The organism is Paucibacter sp. PLA-PC-4 (assembly GCF_026241155.1).
Lineage (GTDB): Bacteria > Pseudomonadota > Gammaproteobacteria > Burkholderiales > Burkholderiaceae_C > Roseateles_E.
Genome location: NZ_JAPFGP010000001.1, coordinates 35,582 through 56,233, shown reverse-complemented (window position 1 = coordinate 56,233; position 20,652 = coordinate 35,582). Strand labels below are relative to the sequence as shown.

Here is a 20,652-nt window from a genome sequence, read left to right as displayed (position 1 = left end):
AATCACGCCATCAGCGACCCCGTCGCGGCAAAGCGGCGCGCTAGAGTCGTGGCCACACCCTAGGAGCACAGCGTGGCCACGACCACCGATCACGAGAATCCGTTCGCCTCGCCGTTGACGATGGTGCAAAGACCCGCCCAAGAGCTTCCTGCGGGTTTCAAGCCGCCGCCCAGCCGCAAGCCGCGCCCGAGCGCGCCGCCACCGCAGCCGGCCACCTTCGGCCGGCGCGCGCTGGCCCTGCTGGTCGACGCGCTCGTGCTGATGGGCCTGAGTGCGCCGCTGCTGTGGCTGGCCTACCGCGAGGGCTTTGTCGGCAGGCTCGACGATGTGCGCCCGGCCAGTCTGCTGATCAACTGGGCGCTGCCGGCCTTGTATTTCATTGGCTTCTGGGCCTGGCAGAGCACCACGCCGGGCAAGCTGCTGACCGGACTGCTGGTGATCGATGCTCGCAGCGGCGCGCGGCCTACACCTGGCCGCTGCGCGCTGCGTTGGCTCGGCTATCTGCTGTCGGCCCTGCCGCTAGGCCTGGGTTTTGCCTGGGCAGCACTGGACGGCGAACGCCGCTGCTGGCACGACCGCCTGGCCGGCACCCGGGTGGTGCTGCGCCGCCCGCGCAGCGAAGCCGATTCGGGCAGCGGCTATGTCGCGGCCCACTGGCAGGGCGAGCACAGCCTGGCACGCAGCTTCTGGATCAACAACCTGCTGCTGTCGCTGCCGATCGGCTTTGCGCTGACCGGACTGATGACCTGGATCAGTCTGAAGGGCGAGGCCTTGCAGGCCGGCAGCATCGCCATGCTGATCGGCTGGCCCCTGCTGCTGCTGTTCAATACCTGGGCCGTGGTCGGCGTCTGGCGCGCCGCCGGCGCCTACCGGCGCATCGACGGCTCCTCGCTGTGGGCCTTTCTGGCGCGCCTGAGCGTGGTGCTGGCCAGCCTGCAGCTGATCGCCTCCACCCTGTTCGGCTACCTGCCTCAGGCCGGCGAGTACTGGCAGATGGCGCGCGGCAGCGACCCGATCGGCCAGGCCACGTTCAAGCTCTCGGCCGATGGCCGCACCTTGCGGCTGGACGGGCCCATCGGCATGGGCGACGCGACCCGGCTGCAAAAGCTGCTGGCCGGCAGCGCCCAGCCGGTGCGGCTGTTCGAGCTGGCCTCGCCGGGCGGGCGCGTCTACGAGGCCGAGCGCATGGTCGAGCAGGTGCGCAAGACGGGCGCCGCGACGCGCGCGGTGGGCGGCTGCGAAAGCGCCTGCACACTGGTCTTTCTGGCCGGCCAGCAACGCCAGTTGATGCCCGGCGCACGCCTGGGTTTTCACCGCGCCTCCAGCGGCAGCTACAACCCGGTGTTCGACGAGGTCGCCAACCAGGAGCTGGCAGCCACCTACCGCGAGATGGGTCTGCCCGAGCCGCTGATCCAGCGCACCCTGCGCACGCCGGCGGACAGCATGTGGTATCCGGCCAGCGAGGAGCTGATCCTGCACGCGCTGATCGCGGCGCCGCCGCAGACCCTGGACGTGGTGTTGCCCTCGGACCCGGGCGCCAGCGCCGAGCAGGACTATCTGGACGCGCTGGGCGCCAACCCGGCCTGGCATCTGCTGGGCGAGCGCTATCCCGAGCTGCTGACGACTGCGGCCGGCCGCATGCGTGCGGCCCATCTGACCCAGCCGGGCAATGCCGACGAGCCGCAGAATGCCGCACTGCGGGTGCTGGCCGAGCGGCTGCCGGGGCTGCTGCTGGAGGTGCCACCCGAGCTGCGGCGCCGCTATCTGACCGTGTTGAAAGCCCAGCTGCGCACCGCCCGCACGGCCGGCCCGGGCGTTTGCCAGGCCCTGCTGGGCGGTCAGCTGGAGTTGCGCCGCGCGATGCCCGCCGAGCTGCAGGCCCAGGAGACCCGCTGGCTGGGCGCGGCCGCCGAAGCGCCGGCGCCGCGCTGGCTGCCCAAAGCCCCCAGCGCGCTGGAACTGGAGGTGGTGCGCCGCACGCTGGGCGGCCATGCGCCGGGCATGCTTAGCAGTGTCTGGGCCGAGAATGGCGGCACTCGAACCGCGTCCTGCGACGCGGTGCTGCGCACGCTGGACCAGGCAGCGGCGCTGCCGGTCGCGCAGCGCGAGCTGGCCGAGCGGCTGCTATTTCAGCGGCTCTGATTCAGTCCTCGAAGCGCACGGTGTGCTGGCGGGCCCGGTTAACGTTCAGCTGGGTCACATCGGGCCGGCTGTAATGGCCGGCCAGGTCGAGGTTCTGCCGCTCTTCGCGCACCCGGGCGTGGTCGATCTCGGCGCAGAACAGGCCCTCGCTGCCGATCTGGGGCTCGATCACCCAGCTGCCATCGGGCGCGGCCAGCGCCGAGCCGCCGTTGGCGAAGAAGGGCTTGTCGGCCGCCAGCATCTCGGCACGGAACTGGCTACCCTCGGGAATATCCTGAGGCCGCATCAGCCCTGATACCGCGATCACAAAGGAGCGGCTTTCCTGGGCGATAAAGCGAGTCAGGTCCCGGGTGTTGTGCAGGCCGCCGGGCCAGACCGAGACATGCAGGTCCTCGCCCTGGCCGTAGAGCGCAGAGCGTGCCAGCGGCAGCCAGTTCTCGTAGCAGTTCAGGCCGCCCACTTTGAAGGCACCGAGATCGTGCACCACCAGGCCATGGCCATCGCCGGCCGCCCAAACCAGGCGCTCCTCATAGGTCGGCTGCAGTTTGCGATGCACCGAGCGGATCTCGCCGCCCCGATCGATGTAGACCAGCGTGCAGTACAGGCTGTGGCCGCCGCGATCGGGTGCGCGCTCCATCACGCCCAAATAGCAGGCCATGCGGTGCTGGCGGCACAGACCGGCGACGCTGTCGAGGTCGCCACGCTCGATCACGACACCCTGGTCCAGGTAGTGGCTGTACATGGTCTTCTGCGCGGCGCTGTTGAAGCGCGCGCCGTCGGTCAGCTCGACCCAGAAGGGATAACCCGGCACCAGAGCCTCGCCGAATGCCACCAGCTGGCATTGCTGCGCAGCGGCCTCGGCCAGCCAGGCGGCCACCTTGTCCAGGGTCCTGGCTCGGTCCAGCCAGACCGGGGCCATCTGCACCAGGCCGACCTTGAGCAGGTCCGCGGATCTTGTTGCGCTGTTCATGCTCCGCTCAGCTCCCGGCTGCGTGATTGATTGACGATCATGGCGACTCGGACTCGGCCTGCACCCGCAGCCGCGCGTTGACATAGGCGCCTTGCGGCACATGCAGCAGATCGGCGATGCGCCACAGCACATGGCGCTCGTGCGCGCTCAGATGGCCGTCGGCATAGGCCACGCGCCACATATGCTCAACCATGCGCAGCTTCTGCGGCATCTCGAAACGCTCGTTGATGCGCGAGGTAAAACCGAACAGATCAGTGGCGTCCTTGGCTGTGGCCTCAGCCAGCTCGGCCAGTCGGGCCGCCTCGTCGGCATCGAGCGCGAACTTGTCACGCAGCGCCGCCAGCACCGCCTCGCGCTCGCCGGCATGAAAGCTCGGATCGGCGCGCATCACCTCGACCAGCATCACTGCAGTGGCCAGCTGTAGCGCATGCTCCGTGGCGGCCGGATCTGCGTTGGCTGTCGGCGGTAGCAGACTGTCGAACAGGTCTTTGAGGGTTTTCAGCATGGGCGGAATGATGACATGGGCTATGCAACCGACGCCGAGCGCGGCTTTCGTCACAGAGTGCGGGCTGCTATGGCCCGGGGCTTGTTTGATCCTGGCATGCCCCATCCACCCTCCTCCCATAGCCGCAGCAATGAGATGTCCCTGATCAACCCGGCAGCGCGCCAGCGCATGTTGTCGCAGCGCATGGTCCTGCAGACCGTGCTTGCCGCCGGCGGCAGCACACCGCAACTGAAGGCAGCGCGCGCCTCGTTGACCCTGTTCACTGAGAGCCAGCAAAAGCTGGTGCTGCAGGCACCGCAGCAGATGGCGGCGGCCGACGCCGAGCGAGTGGGTCTGACCTATCAGGGCCCGCAGGGCGTAGCCCCGGTGATCGACGTCTTCGCCCGCCAGGTCGGCACCACACTGAACCTGGCCGAGCGCGCCAGCCCGCGCGTGCAGGACGCCCTGGCGCAATTGGTGGACGGCACCGACGCCGCGCTGGAAGCGCTAAATACCGCCACCACCACTTTCGACCAGATCGGCAAGGCTAGGTCCGACGCGATGATGAAGGAGCTTTCCGGCATCGTCGCTTCGATCCAGACCGTCGCCCGCGAAGCCAAGATCGTCAGCTTCAACGCCCAGGTCATGGCCGCCCGTGCCGGCCAGCACGGCCGCGAGTTCGCGGTCGTCGCCAATGTGCTGTCGGGCATCACGCATGAGATCGACGGGCTGTCGCACAAGGCGGTGGCGCTGGCGGAGCGCGGGCCAAGCTAGCAGCGCAGATCCTTGAAGGCCTTGCGGGCGCGGAACAGGTTCACTTCGGCCAGGGCCTTGCCGGATTCGGTGGTGGCGCTCGCCTCGGCGGACTTGAGCTGCGGCAACTGCCGATCAAGCTGGCGGCAGGCGCGCTGGGCCTCGGGGCTCAGCGGCTGGCGATGGACCAGCTGATCAAAGCGCTTCTCGTCCATGCGCCCATCCAGCGGTTTGATCGCCTGTACCAGCTGACGCCGATGCTCATCGCGCCGCACCTCGGCGCCCTTGCGGCTCACGCCGCTGGACTTGTCCAGGCCCTGGGTCGGCGTGACATCGACCTCCTTGGCGCCAACGCAAGGCTCGTCGGCATACATGACCTTGCCTTGGTGCTCGCAGCGGTAGACGATGCGGGACTTATCGAGCGCTTGGGCCTGAGCGGTGCAGGCCGCGAATGCCATGGCGGGGAGACAGTACCGAAGCGTCTTGATGGGGTGCATGGGCGGTGGCCTCCTTCACTCCGCGTGGTGACGGTCGTGCTTTTAATGCATTCTGCGCGACAAGTATCGGTTGTAAGTCCATCGGCGGTGATTTGCCGCCGCTGGACTGATTCACAAGTGCCGCAATACCAGCAGCCTCAGCACCGACTCGACTGGACTGGCGGCCGACAGGAAGTGAACATCATCAAGACCAACTACATCCTCATTGACTACGAGAACGTGCAGCCGTCGATGGTGGAACTGTTGACGTCGCCCTGCTTCAAGGTCATCGTGTTCGTCGGCGACAACCAGCCCAAGGTGAATTTGATCTGGTGACGGCCGTCCAGTGCAAAGGCGATGATGTCCGCTAACTCGGGATTGGTGGCACCGGCAACAACTCGCTGGACTTTCACGTTACTCACTACATCGGCGAACTGGCAGAGGCGGAGCCGGGTGTGTTCTTTCATGTGGTTACCAGCAACCGCGGCAAGGATCCGCTGATCTCGCATCAGATGAACGACAAGGGTTTAAGAGTCCCGCGCATCCTGTCCATTCAGGACATCCCTGCGCTTGCTGGCAAGACAGGCATTGCTGAACCTGACGACGAGAAGGTGTCGGTCGCCTTGGCTTACTTGGTGCGCCAAGGCAGGCACAGACCGGCCAAGACCAAGACGTTGGTTGGCGAGGTCAGAGCGCTTCTCGACCCTCGACTCGATGAAACAAGCACAGAGCGACTGCTCGATGAGTCGGAATAAAACGGCATCTTTGTCCGCACTGATAGCAAAATGCTCTACAGCCTGCCGCACTGACGATGAGCGCCACCATGATTTCCTTCGACGCCGGCCCCTGGCGCTTTCACCTGCGCGCAGCTGCCATCATCCGTGATGGCGAGCGCGTGCTGCTTCATCGCGTCGGCGACGATCCGTTCTGGGCCTTACCTGGCGGCCGGGTCGAGATCGGCGAGACAGCGGAGGCGGCGGTGCGCCGCGAGATGCATGAAGAACTCGGCAGCGAGGTTCGGGTGGAGCGGCTGGAGTCGGTGGTCGAGAACCTGTTCAGCTATCGCGGGCGGCAACAGCATGGGCTGGAACTGCATTTCGCGGTCGCCCTGCCGGACGGGTCGGCATTGCTGGGGATGCCCTCGTTCGAGCGCTGGGAACACAGCGGCGGCCTCAACGGCGACACCGCCACGGCAGTGACCCTGAGCTTCCGCTGGTTTCACCGCAATGAACTGGCCGGCCTGGATCTGCGCCCCGCCGTCCTCGCCGGCCAGCTCAGCGAGCCCAGCGGCGACGCCGCCATTCGACACTTCGTGCACGACGATCACTCGCTCAGCGCACCGACTTCCCGCTGAGCCTCGTGCTACGGTGCCGCATGAACCTCACCATCTTCAGCACCCGCCCCTACGACCGGGAGTTCCTCGAACGTGCGCGGCTGGCCGCCGATCCGGGGGGTACGCACTACCACTTCACCTATCTCGATGCCGGCCTGGACCTGAACACCGCGGCGACCGCCGCCGGGGCGCAGGCAGTGTGCGCCTTCGTCAATGACAGGCTGGACGCGCCGGTGCTGGAGCGGCTGCATCAGCTGGGTGTGCGACTGGTCGTGCTGCGCTGCGCCGGCTTCAACCAGGTGGACCTGGCGGCGGCGGCAAGGCTCGGGCTGCAGGTGGGGCGGGTGCCGGAGTACTCACCGCATGCGGTAGCCGAGCACACGGTAGCCTTACTGCTGACGCTGAACCGAAAGATCCACCGCGCGCACGCCCGGGTGCGCGAAGGCAATTTCGCACTCGACGGGCTGCTGGGCTTCGATCTGCACGGGCGCACCGTGGGCGTGGTGGGCACCGGCAAGATCGGCGAGTGCTTTGCACGCATCCTGGGGCCGGGCTTTGGCTGCCGGCTGTTGGGCCTGGATCCGCAGCCGAATCCGGCTTGCGAGGCCATGGGCATGCGTTATGTGGCCTCGCTGGCCGAGCTGCTGGCGGCCAGCGATGTGGTGAGCCTGCACTGCCCACTGACGCCACAGACCAAGCACCTGATCGACGCGGCCGCGATGGCCGGCATGAAGCGCGGCGCTGTGCTGCTGAACACAAGCCGAGGGGCGGTGGTCGATGCTGGCGCGGCGATCGCGGCGCTGAAGACCGGGCAGCTGGGCGGGCTGGGCCTGGATGTCTACGAGGAAGAGGGTTCACTGTTCTTCCGCGACCTCTCGGCCGAGGCCTTGCAGGACGATGTGTTCGCGCGGCTGCTGACCTTCCCGAATGTGCTGATCACCGGCCACCAGGGCTTCTTCACCGCCGACGCGCTGAGCGCGATCGCCGACACCACGATGGCCAATCTGCAGAGCTTCGAGCGCACGGGGCGGCCGCTGCATCCGGTGCCCTGAGCTGTGGTGCAATCGACGCTTGTGTTTGCAAGCGCCTGCCCCGCCCCGCGATGAATCCCGAACCCGTTGATGATTTCCTGAACGAGCTGCGCCGTGTCGACCCACAGCGATACGAGCTGGTGGAGCGGGTGCGCAAGCTGATCCACACCGCCGGCCCGCGGCTGCGCGAGGAGGTGCGCTACGGCGGCTTGATGTTCTCGGCTGGCGCGCCTGTCTGCGCGCTGTTCTCCTACGAGCGCCATCTGGCGCTGGAGTTCAGCCAGGGGACCGCATTGGCCGACCGGCACCAGGTGCTGGAGGGCGAGGGCAAGCACCGGCGTCACATCAAGCTGGAGAAGATCGGCGATCTGTTCAAGAAGAATGTGCGCGAGTACCTGGAGCTGGCCTTCGAGGCAGCCGAGGCCGGCCAGGCGGCGAAGGCCGCTGCCAAATCGCGACGCTGAGCCGCAGCCCGCTCAGAACAGATCGACGCTGCCCGGACTGACCTCTTTCAGTGAGCCCTGCTGGATCAAGCTCTCGTAGTGGCATATGCGGTTGCGACCGCCCCGCTTGGCTTCGTAGAGCGCGCTGTCTGCGCGGTTAATGACTTCCTGCGGCAGCACCACCGGATCAGCGCCGCTGAAGCCGCCGCTGATCGTGACCTGGCCGACGCGGGGGAACTTGAAGCTCTCGATCTTCTTGCGAGCGCGCTCGAAAGCCAGTGTCGCCGACTCCAGATCATTAGCCGCGATGATGGCGATGAACTCCTCGCCGCCGTAGCGGTAGATCAGATCGGAGCGCCGAAAAGCCGCCTTCAGCAACCGGGCCACGACGATCAACACCTCGTCACCAATCACGTGGCCGTAGCCGTCGTTGATCTTCTTGAAGTAGTCCACATCCATTACGCCAAGCCAGTACCGCTGCGGCACCGGATCGCGCCGGGCCGGGCCGGGCTCCGCCGGCGCCGGCTCGTGCATGCGCGCATGGAGCAGGCTCCAAAGGCGGTCGAGATTGAGCTCCAGCGAGTAGCGGTTCAGCAGGCCGGTCAGGCGGTCGCGCTGGCTGGTATCGAGCAGGGCATAGAAGTTATTGAACACCTCCAGCACCCCCAGCACGATGGCGTCTTCCATCGGCGTGATCTCGCGCTCGCGCCGCAGCAGGAAATAGCCGCAGATCTCGCCGCCACCGTGGATGGGGTAGCAGACGATGAAGCCGTTCTCACTGTCAACACGGCTGCAAGACTTATCCAGCATACGGACATTCTCAAAAAGGGCCTGCACCTCCTCTGGCAGGCACTGCTCGTTGGTGAGCTCTTCGACCTGCTCGGCGACGCGCTGCACGCCGTCTTGCTGCGCCTCAATGCGGCGCGAGTGATGCAGCGTCCGCAGGATCTCGCCATGCTCGTCGACCCGGTACAGCGAGGTCTCGCTGACCCCCAACAAAGGCCCCAAGGTGCGCAGCAGGCTTTGCTCCACCAGGTAGGTGTCGCGGATCGCCGTCATCTTCCCCAATTGCTTGAGCACACTGGAAAGGCCTGTGGATGTTCGTGTATTGCTCGTCATAGACATCCCTAGGCAGTTCTCTTATTGCAAGCCCAGTATGACCCAAGGCGGTGCGTCGGCAAGCCGCACTGTTGCCTTTGCTCATGGGAGCTTGCCAAAAAAGAATGACTGAGGCATGGAGCGCCACGGCGCCCCGACAATTACGGCCGGAGGAACACCAGCAATGACAAACCCGGCAAGACGCCCGGACCCGGCCGAGATCAGTCTGCGGCCGGTGACGAAAGACAATTACGAGGCCGTCTGCGACCTGCCGCTGCCGCCCGAGCAGCAGCGCATGCTGGCCGACAACTGCTGGTCCCTGGTCGAGGCGGCCTACAACCCCGGCTACGTCGTGCGCGCCATCTACCTCGGCGAGCAGGTCGCCGGCTTCATGATGTGGGTGCCCGAGACGGCCGAGCGCATCTCGATCTGGCGCTTCATGGTTAGCGCCCCGCTGCAGGGCCAGGGGCTGGGTAGCCGGGCGCTGCAACTGGCGATCGACGAGATCCGCAAGCGGCCAGGGCTGCGCGAGATCGAGATCTGTTACCACCCGGGCAACGAAGGCTCATGCCGGCTCTATGCCCGTCACGGCTTCGTCGAGCAGGGGCTGGATGCGGAGGGTCAGGACATGCTGGCGGTGCTGACGGTCTGACGCCGTCATCGCCCGGACAGACGATGCCGCCCTGCGGCGGACCGCCATCAGCGCAGCGCCGCCGCCACGCGCTCCCAGCGCGGCTGCCAGCGGTCGGTGATGTCGGCCGACAGCAAGATGTGATGAGCCCGGCCCACCAGCAGGCGGCGCGGCACAGCGCCGATGAAGCGCGAGTCCACGCTGTTGTCGCGGTTGTCGCCCAGCATGAAGTAGTGCTCCGCCGGCACCCGCAGCGGCCCGAACTGCCCGGCAGCGTCCAGGCCCGACAGATGCTGGACGCGACGGCTGCTGCCCGCCACCGTCTCGGTGCTGCGAGTCGCCGCCATTACCCGGTAGGGCCCCAGGGTTTCGAGCGCCGCCTCCGCAGCGCTGTAATGCGCCGCCTCGCCGTTGATCAGCAGGCGGCCGTCGCGCAGCTCGACCGTGTCGCCCGGCAGCGCCACCAGGCGCTTGATCAGCAGCACGCCGGTCGTCGGCGCGGCAAAGGTGACGATGTCGCCTCGCTGCGGCTCGCCGAGCCGGGCCAGGCTGATCTCGCTGAGCGGCAGCTTGGCGTCATAGGCAAGCCGGTTCACCAGCACCACATCGCCCTCCAGGATGCTGGGCCGCATCGAGGCGCTGGGCACCGGGTTCCAGTCTGCGATGGCCGTGCGCAGCAGACCGAAGCACAGCAGGAGGACGAGGAAGCCCCGGTTGGCCTTGAGCCAGTTGGTGTCCGGCTTGACATCTGCATTCATGGACAGCGCTCGAAGAAGAACATGGCGCCCAGTGTGGCCGGCCCGGCCGACCACCGAGAACCGGCGGCGGCGAGCAGAGGGTTGGGTTGTATGAATGGTCGGCCGGCCCTTGCGCGGTGTTGCCAGCACCTGGGTCCAGGCCCAGTTCACCGTGCTGCCGGAATTGCTATGGCTCTGCTGCACACAGGCCAGCCCGAGCTCGCTGAAGGCCGGATTCATCAGATTGCGGCAGTGGCCCTCGCTCTTCATCCAACCGTCGACCATCCGGATTCCTTCAAACCCACAGTCGCCCACGGAGCCCTTGCCATTGGCTAACCATTCCCCTTGCCGGGCTGGTAGAGGACTTTCACCTCCAAGTAGGTGCGTTCATGCCGGGCACACCCAGAAAAAAGGCGTCGCCTGAGGGCGACGCCTTTTTCTCTTCGGTTGGCCGTGCAACGAGTGCTTAACGCACGCGCCCTTCCTTCCAAGCGTTCAGCAGCTTGTCATAGGCGATGGTCTCGCCCTTGGGCTTCTCGTTGGCCAGCTTGGCCCACGGGGCGCCCTTGTCGCTCAGCCACTTGGCGTTGGTTTCCTTCTTGTTGAGCTTGGGCGCGCACTTGGCCATGCCGGCGCGCTCCAGACGGGCCATCACCTGGTCCATCTCCTCAGCCAGCGTGTCCATCGCACCCTGCGGGGTCTTCTCGCCGGTGACGGCCTGGGCCACGTTCTTCCACCAGAGCTGGGCCAGCTTCGGGTAATCGGGGACGTTGGTGCCGGTGGGCGTCCAGGCCACGCGAGCGGGGCTGCGGTAGAACTCGACCAGGCCACCAAGCTTGGGCGCCATATCGGTCATCGCCTTAGAGCGGATGTCCGATTCGCGAATCGGGGTCAGGCCGACGATGGTCTTCTTCAGACTGGTGGTCTTGGCAGTAACGAACTGGGCATAGAGCCAGGCGGCAGCCGTCTTGTTGGCGTCGTGATTGGCGAAGAAGGTCCAGCTGCCCACGTCCTGGTAGCCGTTCTGCATGCCTTCCTTCCAGTACGGTCCGTTCGGGCCGGGCGCCATGCGCCACTTCGGCGTGCCGTCGGCATTGACCACCGGCAGGCCCGGCTTGGTCATGTCGGCGGTGAAAGCGGTGTACCAGAAGATCTGCTGCGCGATCTGGCCCTGGGCGGGCACCGGGCCGGCTTCGCCGAAGGTCATGCCGGTGGCTTCCTTGGGCGCGTACTTCTTCATCCAGTCCACGTACTTGGTCAGCGCGTAGACGGCGGCGGGCGAGTTGGTGGCGCCGCCGCGGCTGACCGAGGCGCCCACCGGCGTGCACTTGTCGGCCGCCACACGGATGCCCCATTCATCAACCGGCATGCCGTTCGGGATGCCCTTGTCGGCGGTGCCGGCCATCGACAGCCAGGCATCAGTGAAGCGCCAACCCAGCGAAGGGTCCTTCTTGCCGTAGTCCATATGGCCGTAGATGGGCTTGCCATCGATGTTCTTGACGTCTTCGCTGAAGAAGGCGGCGATGTCCTCGTACGCGCTCCAGTTCAGCGGCACGCCGAGGTCGTAGCCATATTTGGCCTTGAACTTGTCTTGCAGGTCCTTGCGGGCGAACAAGTCGGCACGGAACCAGTACAGGTTGGCGAACTGCTGGTCGGGCAGTTGGTAGAGCTTGCCGTCGGGCGCGGTCGTGAAGCTGGTGCCGATGAAGTCCTTCAAGTCCAGACCGGGGTTGGTGTATTCCTTGCCCGCACCGGCCATGTAGTCGGTGAGGTTCATGATCTTGCCGTAGCGATAGTGCGTACCGATCAGGTCGGAGTCGGAGATCCAGCCGTCGTAGATGCTCTTGCCGGACTGCATCGAAGTCTGCAGCTTCTCGACCACATCGCCTTCCTGGATCAGGTCATGTTTGACCGTGATGCCGGTGATCTCGCTGAAGGCCTTGGCCAGGGTCTTGGCCTCGTACTCGTGGGTCGTGATGGTCTCGGACACCACCGAGATCTCCTTGACGCCCTTGGCCTGCAGCTTCTTGGCCGCTTCGATGAACCACTTCATCTCGGCCATCTGCTGGTCCTTGCTCAGTGTGCTGGGCTGGAACTCGGCGTCGATCCACTTCTTGGCCTCGGGCTCGCCGGCCCAGGCGCCGGACGCCCCAACGGCCAGCGCGGCGGCGACGGCCAGCGCTGAAAACTTCTTGTGCTGCATCATCATTACTCTTGTCTCCTCTGATGAATCCCCCGAACAGCGTGATGCGGCCCCGGGGGAGGAGGGGGCCGAATCCATCAAACTTGTCTAGCCTTTTCGCATGATCAGGGCCAGCACCGCCATCGAGATCACGAAGCTGATCCAGATGCTGGGCTCGCTCTCCAGCGCCCACCACTCGGCCATGCGGCCGGCCAGGCCGACAAAGGCCAGGTTGATATAGGCGGCCGTTAGCAGTCCGATGAAGAGCCGGTCACCGCGTGTGGTCTTCAGCGGCAGAAAGCCCTTGCGCATCACGGTGGGTGACTTGAGCTCCCACACCGTCATGCCGGCCAGCATCAGCACGATGCAGACAAAGAACACGGCGACCGGCGTGGTCCAGTACATCCATTCAAACATCAGCGGCTCCTCAAACTCGGCCCATCGCGAAACCCTTCGCGATGTAGTGGCGGACAAACCAGATCACGATGGCGCCCGGCACGATGGTCAACACGCCGGCTGCGGCCAAGGTGGCCCAGTCCATGCCGGAGGCGCTGACGGTGCGGGTCATGGTCGCGACGATGGGCTTGGCATTAACACTGGTCAAGGTACGGGCCAGCAACAGCTCCACCCAAGAGAACATGAAGCAGAAGAAGGCGGCGACGCCGACGCCGGCCTTGATCAGCGGCAGAAAGATGGTCACGAAGAAGCGCGGGAAGCTGTAGCCGTCGATATAGGCCGTCTCGTCTATTTCTCGAGGGATACCGCTCATAAAGCCCTCCAGAATCCACACCGCCAGCGGCACATTGAACAGCAGATGCGCCAGCGCCACCGCGATGTGCGTGTCCATCATGCCCATCGTCGTGTAGAGCTGGAAGAAGGGCAATAGAAACACCGCGGGCGGCGTCATCCGGTTGGTAAGCAGCCAGAAGAACACATGCTTGTCGCCCAGAAAGCTGTAGCGGCTGAAGGCATAGGCGGCCGGCAGCGCCACTGTGATCGAGATCACCGTGTTGATGCCCACATAGATCAGGCTGTTGATATAGCCCGAGTACCAGGAGGGATCGGTGAAGATCGTGACGTAGTTGGCCCAGGTGAAGTTGTCCGGGAAGAAGCTGAAGCTCGAGAGGATTTCCTCATTCGTCTTGAAGCTCATATTGACCATCCAGTAGATGGGCAGCAGCGCGAACAGCAAGTAGGCGATCAGGAAGAGGGATCTCTTCTTAAAGCGGCGCTCATCCATGGGCGGCCTCCGTTTTTTCAGCTTGGCCGAGGGCTTGCATCCAGTTGTAGAGAATGAAGCACAGCAGCAGGATGATCAGGAAATAGATCAGCGAGAAGGCGGCGGCCGGGCCGAGGTCGAACTGGCCAACCGCCTTGGTCGTCAGGTACTGGCTCAGGAAGGTGGTCGCGTTGCCGGGCCCGCCGCCGGTCAGCACAAAGGGCTCGGTGTAGATCATGAAACTGTCCATGAAGCGCAGCAGCACCGCAATCATCAGCACGCCGCGCATCTTGGGCAGCTGGATGTAGCGAAACACCGCGAACTTGCTCGCGCCGTCGATGCGCGCGGCTTGGTAGTAGGCATCGGGGATGGAGCGAAGGCCGGCGAAGGCCAGCAGCGCCACCAGCGGCGTCCAGTGCCAGACATCCATCACCAGCACGGTCAGCCAGGCGTCGGTGGCATTGCCGGTGTAGTTGTAGTCGACGCCCAGCCATTGCAGCGCGGCGCCCATCAGGCCGATATCGGCCCGGCCATAGATCTGCCAGATCGTGCCGACAACGTTCCACGGGATCAGCAGCGACAACGCCACCATCACCAGCACGGCAGAGGACTTCCAGCCCTGGGCCGGCATCGACAAAGCCAAAGCAATGCCCAGCGGGATCTCGACCGCCAGCACCGCCAGCGAGAAGCCAAGCTGACGCCACAGCGCGGCATGCAGCTCCTCGTCACGCATCATCGCGGCGAACCATTCTGTGCCGACAAAGACACGTCGCTCGGGCGAGATGATGTCCTGTACCGAGTAGTTGACGACGGTCATCAGCGGCAGGATGGCCGAAAAGGCCACGCACAGGAACACCGGCAGGACCAGGAACCAGGCTTTTTGATTGATGGGCTTCATGCGTGAGCCTCGGTCTTGTTGTTGCTTGCGTTAATCAGCTGCTCATCGCGGCCGTAGAAGCACGTGTGCGTTCCCAGCACCTGTAGCCAGACCGCGTCACCGGCGGCGGGCGGGCGGTCCTGCGCGTTCAGGCGAAGCTTGACGTCGACCTCTCCCGCACCATTGCCAATGCGGGCGCTGATCAGCCAGTAAGTGCCGATATCCTGCACCTTGGCCACCGTCGCGCGCAACGCGCCGGCCGCGCCTTCGCCGACCAGCTCCACATACTCGGGCCGCACGCCCAGCGTGAACGCGCCGGAGCGCTCCAGCTGCTGGTAAAGCACGCCGAACTCCAGGGCCAGTTCTTGCCCGGCGATCTGCAGCACGCCGGCCTTGAAGCAGCCCGGCAGGAAGTTCATGCCCGGCGAGCCGATGAAATTGCCGACAAACATGTGCTGGGGCTTCTCGAACAGCGCATCGGCGCTGCCGACCTGGACCGCGCGGCCACGCGTCATCACGACGATCTGGTCGGCAAAGGTCAGCGCCTCCACCTGGTCGTGGGTCACATAGATCAGGGTCAATTTCAGCTCGTGGTGGATCTGCTTGAGCTTGCGACGCAGCTGCCATTTCAGATGCGGGTCGATCACGGTCAGCGGTTCGTCGAACAGCACGGCCGACACGTCCTCGCGCACCAGGCCGCGGCCCAGCGAGATCTTCTGCTTGGCGTCGGCCGTCAGGCCGGCGGCGCGCTGGTTCAGCTGGCCACTCATCTCCAGCATTTCGGCGATCTTGCCGACCCTCGCCTTGATTTTGGCGGGCGCAACACCGCGATTCTTCAAAGGGAAAGCCAGGTTCTCCGCCACCGTCATCGTGTCGTAGATCACCGGAAACTGGAACACCTGGGCGATATTGCGCGCCTGTGGTGTCAGCCGGGTGACATCACGGCCGTCGAAGGTCACGGTGCCGTGCGAGGGCTGCACCAAGCCGGAAATAATGTTGAGCATGGTCGTCTTGCCGCAACCCGAGGGCCCCAGCAAGGCATAGGCACCGCCATCATCGAAACTCATCTTCAGCGGCAGCAGCGCGTAGTCGCTATCCTGCTGAGGATTGGGTCTGTAGGCGTGGGCCAGGTCGAGGTCGATGCGTGCCATCAGTGGCCAGCCTTTCTGTCGGGTGCCAGCATCAGCGCACCATCTACACCGAAGACATAGGCCTGCGAGGCCTGCAGGTACAGCGTGATCGGCGCGCCCAGGTCGAAGTAATGCACACCGGTCAACTGGGCCACCAAGGACCCGAGCTCGCTGTGCACATGGACAAAGGTGTCGGAACCCGAGATCTCGGCCAGCTCGACGCTGCCCTTGATCGCGATATCGCCCGGCCGGGTCTGCACGCGCAATGCGCTGGCGCGCACGCCCACCGTCACTGGCCCGCTGGCCGCCAGCTCCAGTGGCAGGCCGGGCATCAAGTCAATGCGGCCGCCCTGGCCGGTGGCCGGCAGCAGATTCATCGGCGGATCGCTGAAGGCACGGGCCACGCGCAGCGAGGCCGGGCGGTGGAAGACATCGGCCGTGGGCCCGTACTGCAGCAGTTCGCCGGCATCCATCACGGCTGTGTATCCGCCCAGCAGCAAGGCCTCGGCCGGTTCGGTCGTGGCGTAGACCACGGTGGAGCCGCCGACGGCAAAGAGCTGGCTCAGCTCCTCGCGTAGTTCCTCGCGCAACTTATAGTCCAGATTGACCAAGGGTTCGTCGAGCAGCATCAGCGGTGCGTTCTTAGCCAAAGCGCGGGCCAGCGCCACGCGCTGCTGTTGGCCGCCGCTGAGCTGGGCCGGCAGCTTGTCCAGATGCATCTCGATGTGCAGGCGCTCGGCAAGTTGGTCGACTTGCTTGGCAATCGCAGCGCGGTCCATCCCACCACGCAGCTTCAGAGGCGAGGCAATGTTGTCGCGCACCGTCATCGACGGGTAGTTGATGAACTGCTGATAGACCATCGAGACATTGCGCTCGCGCACCGCCACGCCGGTCACGTCGACGCCGTCGGCCATCACCCGGCCGACGGTGGGTCGGTCCAGGCCCGCCATCAATCGCATCAAGGTGGTCTTGCCCGCCTGGGTCGCGCCCAGCAGCACGGTGACCGCGCCGGTTTGCAGCTTCAGGTCCAGCGGGTAGAGGTGCGTCGCCGCACCGACCCGGTGGCTGATGCCCTGCATATCGAGTTGCATCGTTCAGTCTTTCCCAACGGTATTGGTCTCGAACCAGGCGGCCACGGCGGCGCGCTGGGCTTCGGTGTAATGCAGGCCCAGCTTAGAACGGCGCCACAGCACGTCGTCAGCGCTGCGGGCCCACTCCTCGCGCTGCAGATAACGCAGCTCGATGTCAAACAGCCCCGGCGCCACCTCCTGCCCCAGCTCGGCCAGGCTGGCCGCGCCGCCCAGCACGCGCGAAACCCGCGCGCCGTAGGCCCGGCTCAGGCGGCGCGCCAGCGCCGGCGGCAGATAGGCATGGCGCTTTTGCACCGCCGCCACCAGGCGCTCGAAGTCGGTGTCGGGACGCTGCGCTGCGCCGATCCAGGACGACAGATCGCCGCCAGGCAGATGGGCGTGCTCGGTCCAGGGCTTGCGCTTATCACCGAGCATGCCGCCGACCATATCGGCCGCATCCTCGGCCAGCTTGCGGAAGGTGGTGATCTTGCCGCCCCAGACGCTCAGCAGCGGCGCACCCTGGGTGTTGGTCTCCAGCAGGTAGTCGCGCGTGACTGCCGAGGGATCGCCCGAGGCGTCGTCGAGCAGCGGGCGCACGCCGGCATAGCTCCAGACCACATCCTCGCGGGCGACGGGCTTGGCGAAGTAACGGCTGGCCTGTTCGCACAGATAGGCAATCTCGTTCTCGTCGATCCTCGCCTTGCTCAGACCTGCCAGCGCCTCCTGCGGCAGCTCGACATCGGTAGTGCCAATCAGCGTGTAATCGCCCTCGTAGGGAATGGCGAAGATGATGCGCTTGTCGGGGTTCTGGAAGATGTAGGCGTGGTCGTGTTCGAAGCAGCGCTTGACAATGATGTGGCTGCCCTTGACCAGGCGCAGGCTCTTGGTCGCCAGTGCCTCACCGCGCGCTGGGCGCGCAATGCCGCGTAGGAAGCTCTCGGCCCAGGGACCGGCGGCATTGACCAGGGCACGGGCGCGCACGGTGCGCTCGCCGGACGGCGCGGCAATCGTCGCGGTCCAACCTTCCGCATCGCGTTGCACGGCCGTGACCATGCTGCGCGTCAGCAGCTCGGCACCCTTTTCGCCCGCATCGAGCGCATTCAGCAGTACCAGGCGGGCGTCGTCGACCCAGCCGTCGGAGTAGATAAAGCCACGGGTGTAGCTCGGCTTCAGCGGCTTGCCGACCGGCGAGGTCCGCAGGTTCACGCCAGTGGAGCCCGGCAGCACTTCACGGCGCGCCAGATGGTCGTAGAGGAACAAGCCGATGCGTATCATCCAGGCCGGGCGCATCGCCGCGTCATGCGGCATCACAAAGCGCAGCGGCCACATGATGTGAGGCGCGCTCTTCAGCAGCACCTCGCGCTCCTGCAGCGCCTTGCGCACCAGCGAGAACTCGTAGTACTCCAGGTAGCGCAGGCCGCCGTGGATCAGCTTGGTCGACGAGGACGAGGTGTGAGCAGCGAGATCGTCGCGCTCGGCCAGCAGCACCCGCCAGCCACGTCCGGCCAGGTCGCGGGCAATGCCGGCACCATTGATGCCGCCGCCGACGACGAGCACGTCGTAGCGGTCCGGCGCGGCCTGCGGCAGTGCACTCGGGGCAGTCGATGGATTGGCGGTCAAAGCGAGTCTCCTGGCGAACAAAAGCGGGATCAATGAGTTCGCTATTTTGTTCTTCTTTTTTCTTTTTAGCTCGTTTTGGTGCGTTTCATCTGAGGGAAAACCCCTGTGACGGTTCGTTTTAGTTCGCTTTAGGCTCGCCCACACCCCAAAAAAGTGCATCAACGCGCTAGCCACCTCATGATTCCGAATCCCCGCCAGAACGATTTGCTGCAGGAGGTGCGCGCACGCGGTTCGGTCAGCGTCGAAGCCCTTGCCGAGAAGTTCGGCGTGACGCTGCAGACGGTGCGCCGCGATGTGCAACGCATGGCCGAGGCCGGCCTGGTTGCGCGCTTTCACGGCGGCGTGCGCGTGCCGGCCTCGACTACCGAGAACATCGCCTACCGCCAGCGCCAGGCCCTGCAGGCCGACGGCAAGGCACGCATCGCGCGCGCCATAGCGGCGCGCATCCCGGCCGGCTGCTCGCTGATCCTGAACCTGGGCACCACCACCGAGGCGGTGGCGCGCGAGCTGCTGCACCACAAGGGACTGCGGGTGATCACGAACAATCTGAATGTCGCCACCATCCTCAGCGACAACCCCGACTGCGAGCTGGTGATGGTGGGCGGTACGGTACGCCAGCGCGACCGCGGCGTGGTCGGCGAGGCGGCGGTGGACTTCATCCGCCAGTTCAAAGTCGACATCGGCCTGATCGGCATCTCGGGCATCGAAAGCGACGGCTCGCTGCGCGATTTCGACTACCGCGAGGTGATGGTGGCACGAACCATCATCGAGCATTCGCGTGAGGTCTGGCTGGCCGCGGATCACAGCAAGTTCAACCGCCCGGCGATGGCAGAGGTCGCACGGCTGCCGCAGATCGATTTACTCTTCACCGACGAGTCGCCGCCCGAGCCCTTCCCCACGCTGCTGGTCGATGCCGGCGTTGAACTGGTGCTGGCCGACTGAACGACGGGAAAACCAAGCCATGACCTATTTGCTCGCCCTGGACCAGGGCACCTCCAGCTCCCGCTCGATCATCTTTGACGCCGAGGGACATATCGTCGCGATGGCGCAGCGCGAGTTTCGCCAGATCTACCCGCAGCCCGGTTGGGTCGAGCACGACGCGCTGGAGATCTGGCAAAGTCAGCTGGCCACCGCCCGCGAGGTGCTGGCCAAGGCGGGTCTGAAAGCCGCCGACATCAAGGCCCTGGGCATCACCAACCAGCGCGAGACCACCGTGGTGTGGAACCGCAAGACCGGGCAGCCGGTCTATCACGCCATCGTCTGGCAGGACCGCCGTGCAGAGCCGACCTGCGCCGCACTGCGCGAGCAAGGCCTAACCCCAACGGTACAGCGCAAGACTGGCCTGGTGATTGATGCCTATTTCTCCGGCACCAAGTTGAAATGGATCCTCGACAACGTGGCCGGCGCACGTGCCCAGGCCGAGCGAGGTGAGCTGGCCTTCGGCACTATAGACAGCTGGCTGGTCTGGCAACTGACCGACGGCCGCGTCCACGCGACCGATGTCAGCAATGCGGCCCGCACCATGCTGTTCAATGTGCACAAGAACGAGTGGGACGATGAGCTCCTGGCCCTGCTCGACATCCCGCCCGCGGTACTGCCCGAGGTGCATCCCTCGGCCTTCGAGTTCGGCCGCGTCAGCGTCGCCCACCTGGGCGCCGAGATCATGATAGGCGGCATCGCTGGCGACCAGCAGAGCGCGCTGTTCGGCCAGGCCTGCTTCAAGGCAGGCATGGCCAAGAACACCTATGGCACTGGCTGCTTCATGCTGATGCACACCGGCGCGCAGTTCCAGACCTCGGGCAACGGCCTGATCACTACCAGCGCCGCACAGGCGAGCACGACCCCGGAGTTCGCGCTAGAAGGCAGCGTCTTCATCGGCGGCGCGGTCGTGCAATGGCTGCGCGATGGCCTGCAAGCAATCAAGGGCAGCGGCGAGGTGCAAGGACTGGCCGAGAGCGTGCCCGACGCCGGCGGCGTGATGTTCGTGCCGGCCTTCACCGGCCTGGGCGCACCCTACTGGAACGCCGAGGCGCGCGGCGCCATCGTCGGCCTGACACGCGGCTCCACCGTCGCACATATCGCCCGCGCGGCGCTGGAGAGCATCGCCTTCCAAAGCGCAGCCCTGCTGCTGGCGATGAGCCGCGACGCGGTGGCCGCCGGCGGCGCACCGGTCTCGGAGCTGCGCGTCGACGGCGGCGCCTGCGTCAACAATCTGCTGATGCAGTTCCAGGCCGATTTGCTAGGCATCCCAGTCGTGCGACCTAAGGTCATCGAGACCACGGCGCTTGGCGCGGCCTATCTGGCCGGCCTGTCCTCGGGCATTTACAGCAACCTCGATGCGCTGAGCGGCAACTGGCAGGCTGAGCGCCGATTCCTGCCCACGATGCCGCGTGATCGTGCGGCCGAGCTGATGGCGAACTGGGAACGGGCTGTGCGGCAGGCCTGCGCAAGCTAAG

At 65.5% G+C, this 20,652-nt stretch carries 22 protein-coding genes; 9 read left to right on the top strand and 13 right to left on the bottom strand.

Annotation, left to right across the window (positions count from 1 at the left end; translation table 11 throughout):
* Nucleotides 1-72: 72 nt before the first annotated feature.
* Entirely contained in the window at nt 73-2,142 is a 2,070-nt protein-coding gene (locus OOZ63_RS00310) for an RDD family protein (protein WP_266003303.1), read from the top strand.
* Between the two features lies 1 nt (nt 2,143).
* Here the strand turns inward: OOZ63_RS00310 and OOZ63_RS00305 are convergent, their stop codons facing one another.
* Complete coding sequence (locus OOZ63_RS00305; RefSeq protein ID WP_266003302.1) at nt 2,144-3,112, bottom strand: carbon-nitrogen hydrolase family protein; 969 nt, start codon at nt 3,110-3,112, stop codon at nt 2,144-2,146.
* Nucleotides 3,113-3,149: 37 nt separating this feature from the next.
* The gene (locus OOZ63_RS00300; protein WP_266003301.1) at nt 3,150-3,617 is read right to left on the bottom strand and encodes a TerB family tellurite resistance protein; all 468 of its coding nucleotides are present in this window, start codon (nt 3,615-3,617) and stop codon (nt 3,150-3,152) included.
* A 135-nt stretch (nt 3,618-3,752) separates the two neighbouring features.
* Between OOZ63_RS00300 and OOZ63_RS00295 the strand changes: the two genes are divergently transcribed.
* Nucleotides 3,753-4,370, top strand: a complete 618-nt coding sequence (locus tag OOZ63_RS00295) for a methyl-accepting chemotaxis protein (protein WP_323055711.1) — start codon at nt 3,753-3,755, stop codon at nt 4,368-4,370.
* Here the strand turns inward: OOZ63_RS00295 and OOZ63_RS00290 are convergent.
* On the bottom strand, nt 4,367-4,846 hold the full coding sequence (locus tag OOZ63_RS00290) for a DUF4124 domain-containing protein (RefSeq protein WP_266003299.1): 480 nt from the start codon (nt 4,844-4,846) through the stop codon (nt 4,367-4,369). The genes OOZ63_RS00295 and OOZ63_RS00290 overlap by 4 nt on opposite strands.
* Nucleotides 4,847-5,055: 209 nt before the next feature.
* Entirely contained in the window at nt 5,056-5,292 is a 237-nt protein-coding gene (locus tag OOZ63_RS00285) for a hypothetical protein (protein WP_266003298.1), read from the bottom strand.
* On the opposite strand from OOZ63_RS00285, the gene OOZ63_RS00280 reads away from it, so the two are divergent.
* From OOZ63_RS00280 to OOZ63_RS00265, 4 genes are read left to right on the top strand one after another with little or no spacing between them, the layout of a single operon-like run.
* The gene (locus OOZ63_RS00280) at nt 5,203-5,580 is read left to right on the top strand and encodes a PIN domain-containing protein (RefSeq protein WP_416234679.1); all 378 of its coding nucleotides are present in this window, start codon (nt 5,203-5,205) and stop codon (nt 5,578-5,580) included. The genes OOZ63_RS00285 and OOZ63_RS00280 overlap by 90 nt on opposite strands.
* 56 nt (nt 5,581-5,636) lie before the next feature.
* Nucleotides 5,637-6,179 carry an NUDIX hydrolase gene (locus OOZ63_RS00275; RefSeq protein WP_266003296.1) on the top strand — a complete coding sequence of 181 codons (543 nt, stop codon included), beginning with the start codon at nt 5,637-5,639 and terminating at the stop codon, nt 6,177-6,179.
* A 20-nt stretch (nt 6,180-6,199) separates the two neighbouring features.
* Nucleotides 6,200-7,210, top strand: a complete 1,011-nt coding sequence (locus OOZ63_RS00270; RefSeq protein WP_266003295.1) for a 2-hydroxyacid dehydrogenase — start codon at nt 6,200-6,202, stop codon at nt 7,208-7,210.
* 50 nt (nt 7,211-7,260) lie between these two features.
* Nucleotides 7,261-7,653 carry a DUF1801 domain-containing protein gene (locus OOZ63_RS00265; RefSeq protein WP_266003294.1) on the top strand — a complete coding sequence of 131 codons (393 nt, stop codon included), beginning with the start codon at nt 7,261-7,263 and terminating at the stop codon, nt 7,651-7,653.
* A 12-nt stretch (nt 7,654-7,665) separates the two neighbouring features.
* On the opposite strand, the gene OOZ63_RS00260 is transcribed toward OOZ63_RS00265, so the two are convergent.
* Entirely contained in the window at nt 7,666-8,691 is a 1,026-nt protein-coding gene (locus OOZ63_RS00260; RefSeq protein ID WP_266003293.1) for a GGDEF domain-containing protein, read from the bottom strand.
* 223 nt (nt 8,692-8,914) lie between these two features.
* Here OOZ63_RS00260 and OOZ63_RS00255 point away from each other — a divergent pair, with 223 nt between their 5' ends.
* Nucleotides 8,915-9,382, top strand: a complete 468-nt coding sequence (locus tag OOZ63_RS00255) for a GNAT family N-acetyltransferase (RefSeq protein WP_266003292.1) — start codon at nt 8,915-8,917, stop codon at nt 9,380-9,382.
* A gap of 47 nt (nt 9,383-9,429) precedes the next feature.
* On the opposite strand, the gene lepB is transcribed toward OOZ63_RS00255, so the two are convergent.
* The 8 genes from lepB to glpD all read right to left on the bottom strand — a co-directional run bounded on the left by lepB (nt 9,430) and on the right by glpD (nt 18,196).
* The gene (gene lepB, locus OOZ63_RS00250) at nt 9,430-10,413 is read right to left on the bottom strand and encodes a signal peptidase I (RefSeq protein ID WP_323055710.1); all 984 of its coding nucleotides are present in this window, start codon (nt 10,411-10,413) and stop codon (nt 9,430-9,432) included.
* 151 nt (nt 10,414-10,564) lie between these two features.
* Nucleotides 10,565-12,301: an ABC transporter substrate-binding protein gene (locus OOZ63_RS00240; RefSeq protein WP_416234678.1), complete on the bottom strand. Its 1,737-nt coding sequence runs from the start codon at nt 12,299-12,301 to the stop codon at nt 10,565-10,567.
* Between the two features lie 87 nt (nt 12,302-12,388).
* Nucleotides 12,389-12,697 carry a DUF2160 domain-containing protein gene (locus OOZ63_RS00235; RefSeq protein WP_266003290.1) on the bottom strand — a complete coding sequence of 103 codons (309 nt, stop codon included), beginning with the start codon at nt 12,695-12,697 and terminating at the stop codon, nt 12,389-12,391.
* 10 nt (nt 12,698-12,707) lie between these two features.
* Nucleotides 12,708-13,520 (bottom strand): carbohydrate ABC transporter permease, encoded by an 813-nt coding sequence (locus OOZ63_RS00230; protein WP_266003289.1) that lies wholly within the window; start codon nt 13,518-13,520, stop codon nt 12,708-12,710.
* The gene (locus OOZ63_RS00225) at nt 13,513-14,397 is read right to left on the bottom strand and encodes a carbohydrate ABC transporter permease (RefSeq protein ID WP_266003288.1); all 885 of its coding nucleotides are present in this window, start codon (nt 14,395-14,397) and stop codon (nt 13,513-13,515) included. The genes OOZ63_RS00230 and OOZ63_RS00225 overlap by 8 nt, the downstream gene beginning before the upstream one ends.
* Complete coding sequence (locus OOZ63_RS00220; protein ID WP_266003287.1) at nt 14,394-15,527, bottom strand: ABC transporter ATP-binding protein; 1,134 nt, start codon at nt 15,525-15,527, stop codon at nt 14,394-14,396. The genes OOZ63_RS00225 and OOZ63_RS00220 overlap by 4 nt, the downstream gene beginning before the upstream one ends.
* Nucleotides 15,527-16,597, bottom strand: coding sequence for an ABC transporter ATP-binding protein (locus tag OOZ63_RS00215; RefSeq protein ID WP_266003286.1), 1,071 nt, complete (start codon nt 16,595-16,597; stop codon nt 15,527-15,529). Before OOZ63_RS00215 ends, OOZ63_RS00220 begins: the two co-directional genes overlap by 1 nt.
* 3 nt (nt 16,598-16,600) lie before the next feature.
* Nucleotides 16,601-18,196: a glycerol-3-phosphate dehydrogenase gene (gene glpD / locus OOZ63_RS00210; RefSeq protein ID WP_266003285.1), complete on the bottom strand. Its 1,596-nt coding sequence runs from the start codon at nt 18,194-18,196 to the stop codon at nt 16,601-16,603.
* Nucleotides 18,197-18,373: 177 nt separating this feature from the next.
* Here glpD and OOZ63_RS00205 point away from each other — a divergent pair, with 177 nt between their 5' ends.
* Together OOZ63_RS00205 and glpK are read left to right on the top strand one after the other, a co-directional pair.
* Nucleotides 18,374-19,138, top strand: a complete 765-nt coding sequence (locus OOZ63_RS00205) for a DeoR/GlpR family DNA-binding transcription regulator (protein WP_266003284.1) — start codon at nt 18,374-18,376, stop codon at nt 19,136-19,138.
* A 19-nt stretch (nt 19,139-19,157) separates the two neighbouring features.
* Nucleotides 19,158-20,651, top strand: coding sequence for a glycerol kinase GlpK (gene glpK, locus OOZ63_RS00200; protein WP_266003283.1), 1,494 nt, complete (start codon nt 19,158-19,160; stop codon nt 20,649-20,651).
* Nucleotide 20,652: the final 1 nt, after the last annotated feature.

Excerpts from the sequence above, each read along its gene's own strand:
- OOZ63_RS00305 (WP_266003302.1), bottom strand. The coding sequence starts at position 3,112 with ATGAACAGCGCAACAAGATCCGCGGACCTGCTCAAGGTCGGCCTGGTG.
- OOZ63_RS00300 (WP_266003301.1), bottom strand. The coding sequence starts at position 3,617 with ATGCTGAAAACCCTCAAAGACCTGTTCGACAGTCTGCTACCGCCGACA.
- OOZ63_RS00295 (WP_323055711.1), top strand. The coding sequence starts at position 3,753 with ATGTCCCTGATCAACCCGGCAGCGCGCCAGCGCATGTTGTCGCAGCGC.
- OOZ63_RS00290 (WP_266003299.1), bottom strand. The coding sequence starts at position 4,846 with ATGCACCCCATCAAGACGCTTCGGTACTGTCTCCCCGCCATGGCATTC.
- OOZ63_RS00285 (WP_266003298.1), bottom strand. The coding sequence starts at position 5,292 with ATGAAAGAACACACCCGGCTCCGCCTCTGCCAGTTCGCCGATGTAGTG.
- OOZ63_RS00275 (WP_266003296.1), top strand. The coding sequence starts at position 5,637 with ATGAGCGCCACCATGATTTCCTTCGACGCCGGCCCCTGGCGCTTTCAC.
- OOZ63_RS00270 (WP_266003295.1), top strand. The coding sequence starts at position 6,200 with ATGAACCTCACCATCTTCAGCACCCGCCCCTACGACCGGGAGTTCCTC.
- OOZ63_RS00265 (WP_266003294.1), top strand. The coding sequence starts at position 7,261 with ATGAATCCCGAACCCGTTGATGATTTCCTGAACGAGCTGCGCCGTGTC.
- OOZ63_RS00260 (WP_266003293.1), bottom strand. The coding sequence starts at position 8,691 with ATGACGGCGATCCGCGACACCTACCTGGTGGAGCAAAGCCTGCTGCGC.
- OOZ63_RS00255 (WP_266003292.1), top strand. The coding sequence starts at position 8,915 with ATGACAAACCCGGCAAGACGCCCGGACCCGGCCGAGATCAGTCTGCGG.
- OOZ63_RS00240 (WP_416234678.1), bottom strand. The coding sequence starts at position 12,301 with ATGCAGCACAAGAAGTTTTCAGCGCTGGCCGTCGCCGCCGCGCTGGCC.
- OOZ63_RS00235 (WP_266003290.1), bottom strand. The coding sequence starts at position 12,697 with ATGTTTGAATGGATGTACTGGACCACGCCGGTCGCCGTGTTCTTTGTC.
- OOZ63_RS00230 (WP_266003289.1), bottom strand. The coding sequence starts at position 13,520 with ATGGATGAGCGCCGCTTTAAGAAGAGATCCCTCTTCCTGATCGCCTAC.
- OOZ63_RS00225 (WP_266003288.1), bottom strand. The coding sequence starts at position 14,397 with ATGAAGCCCATCAATCAAAAAGCCTGGTTCCTGGTCCTGCCGGTGTTC.
- OOZ63_RS00220 (WP_266003287.1), bottom strand. The coding sequence starts at position 15,527 with ATGGCACGCATCGACCTCGACCTGGCCCACGCCTACAGACCCAATCCT.
- OOZ63_RS00215 (WP_266003286.1), bottom strand. The coding sequence starts at position 16,597 with ATGCAACTCGATATGCAGGGCATCAGCCACCGGGTCGGTGCGGCGACG.
- OOZ63_RS00205 (WP_266003284.1), top strand. The coding sequence starts at position 18,374 with ATGATTCCGAATCCCCGCCAGAACGATTTGCTGCAGGAGGTGCGCGCA.
- glpK (WP_266003283.1), top strand. The coding sequence starts at position 19,158 with ATGACCTATTTGCTCGCCCTGGACCAGGGCACCTCCAGCTCCCGCTCG.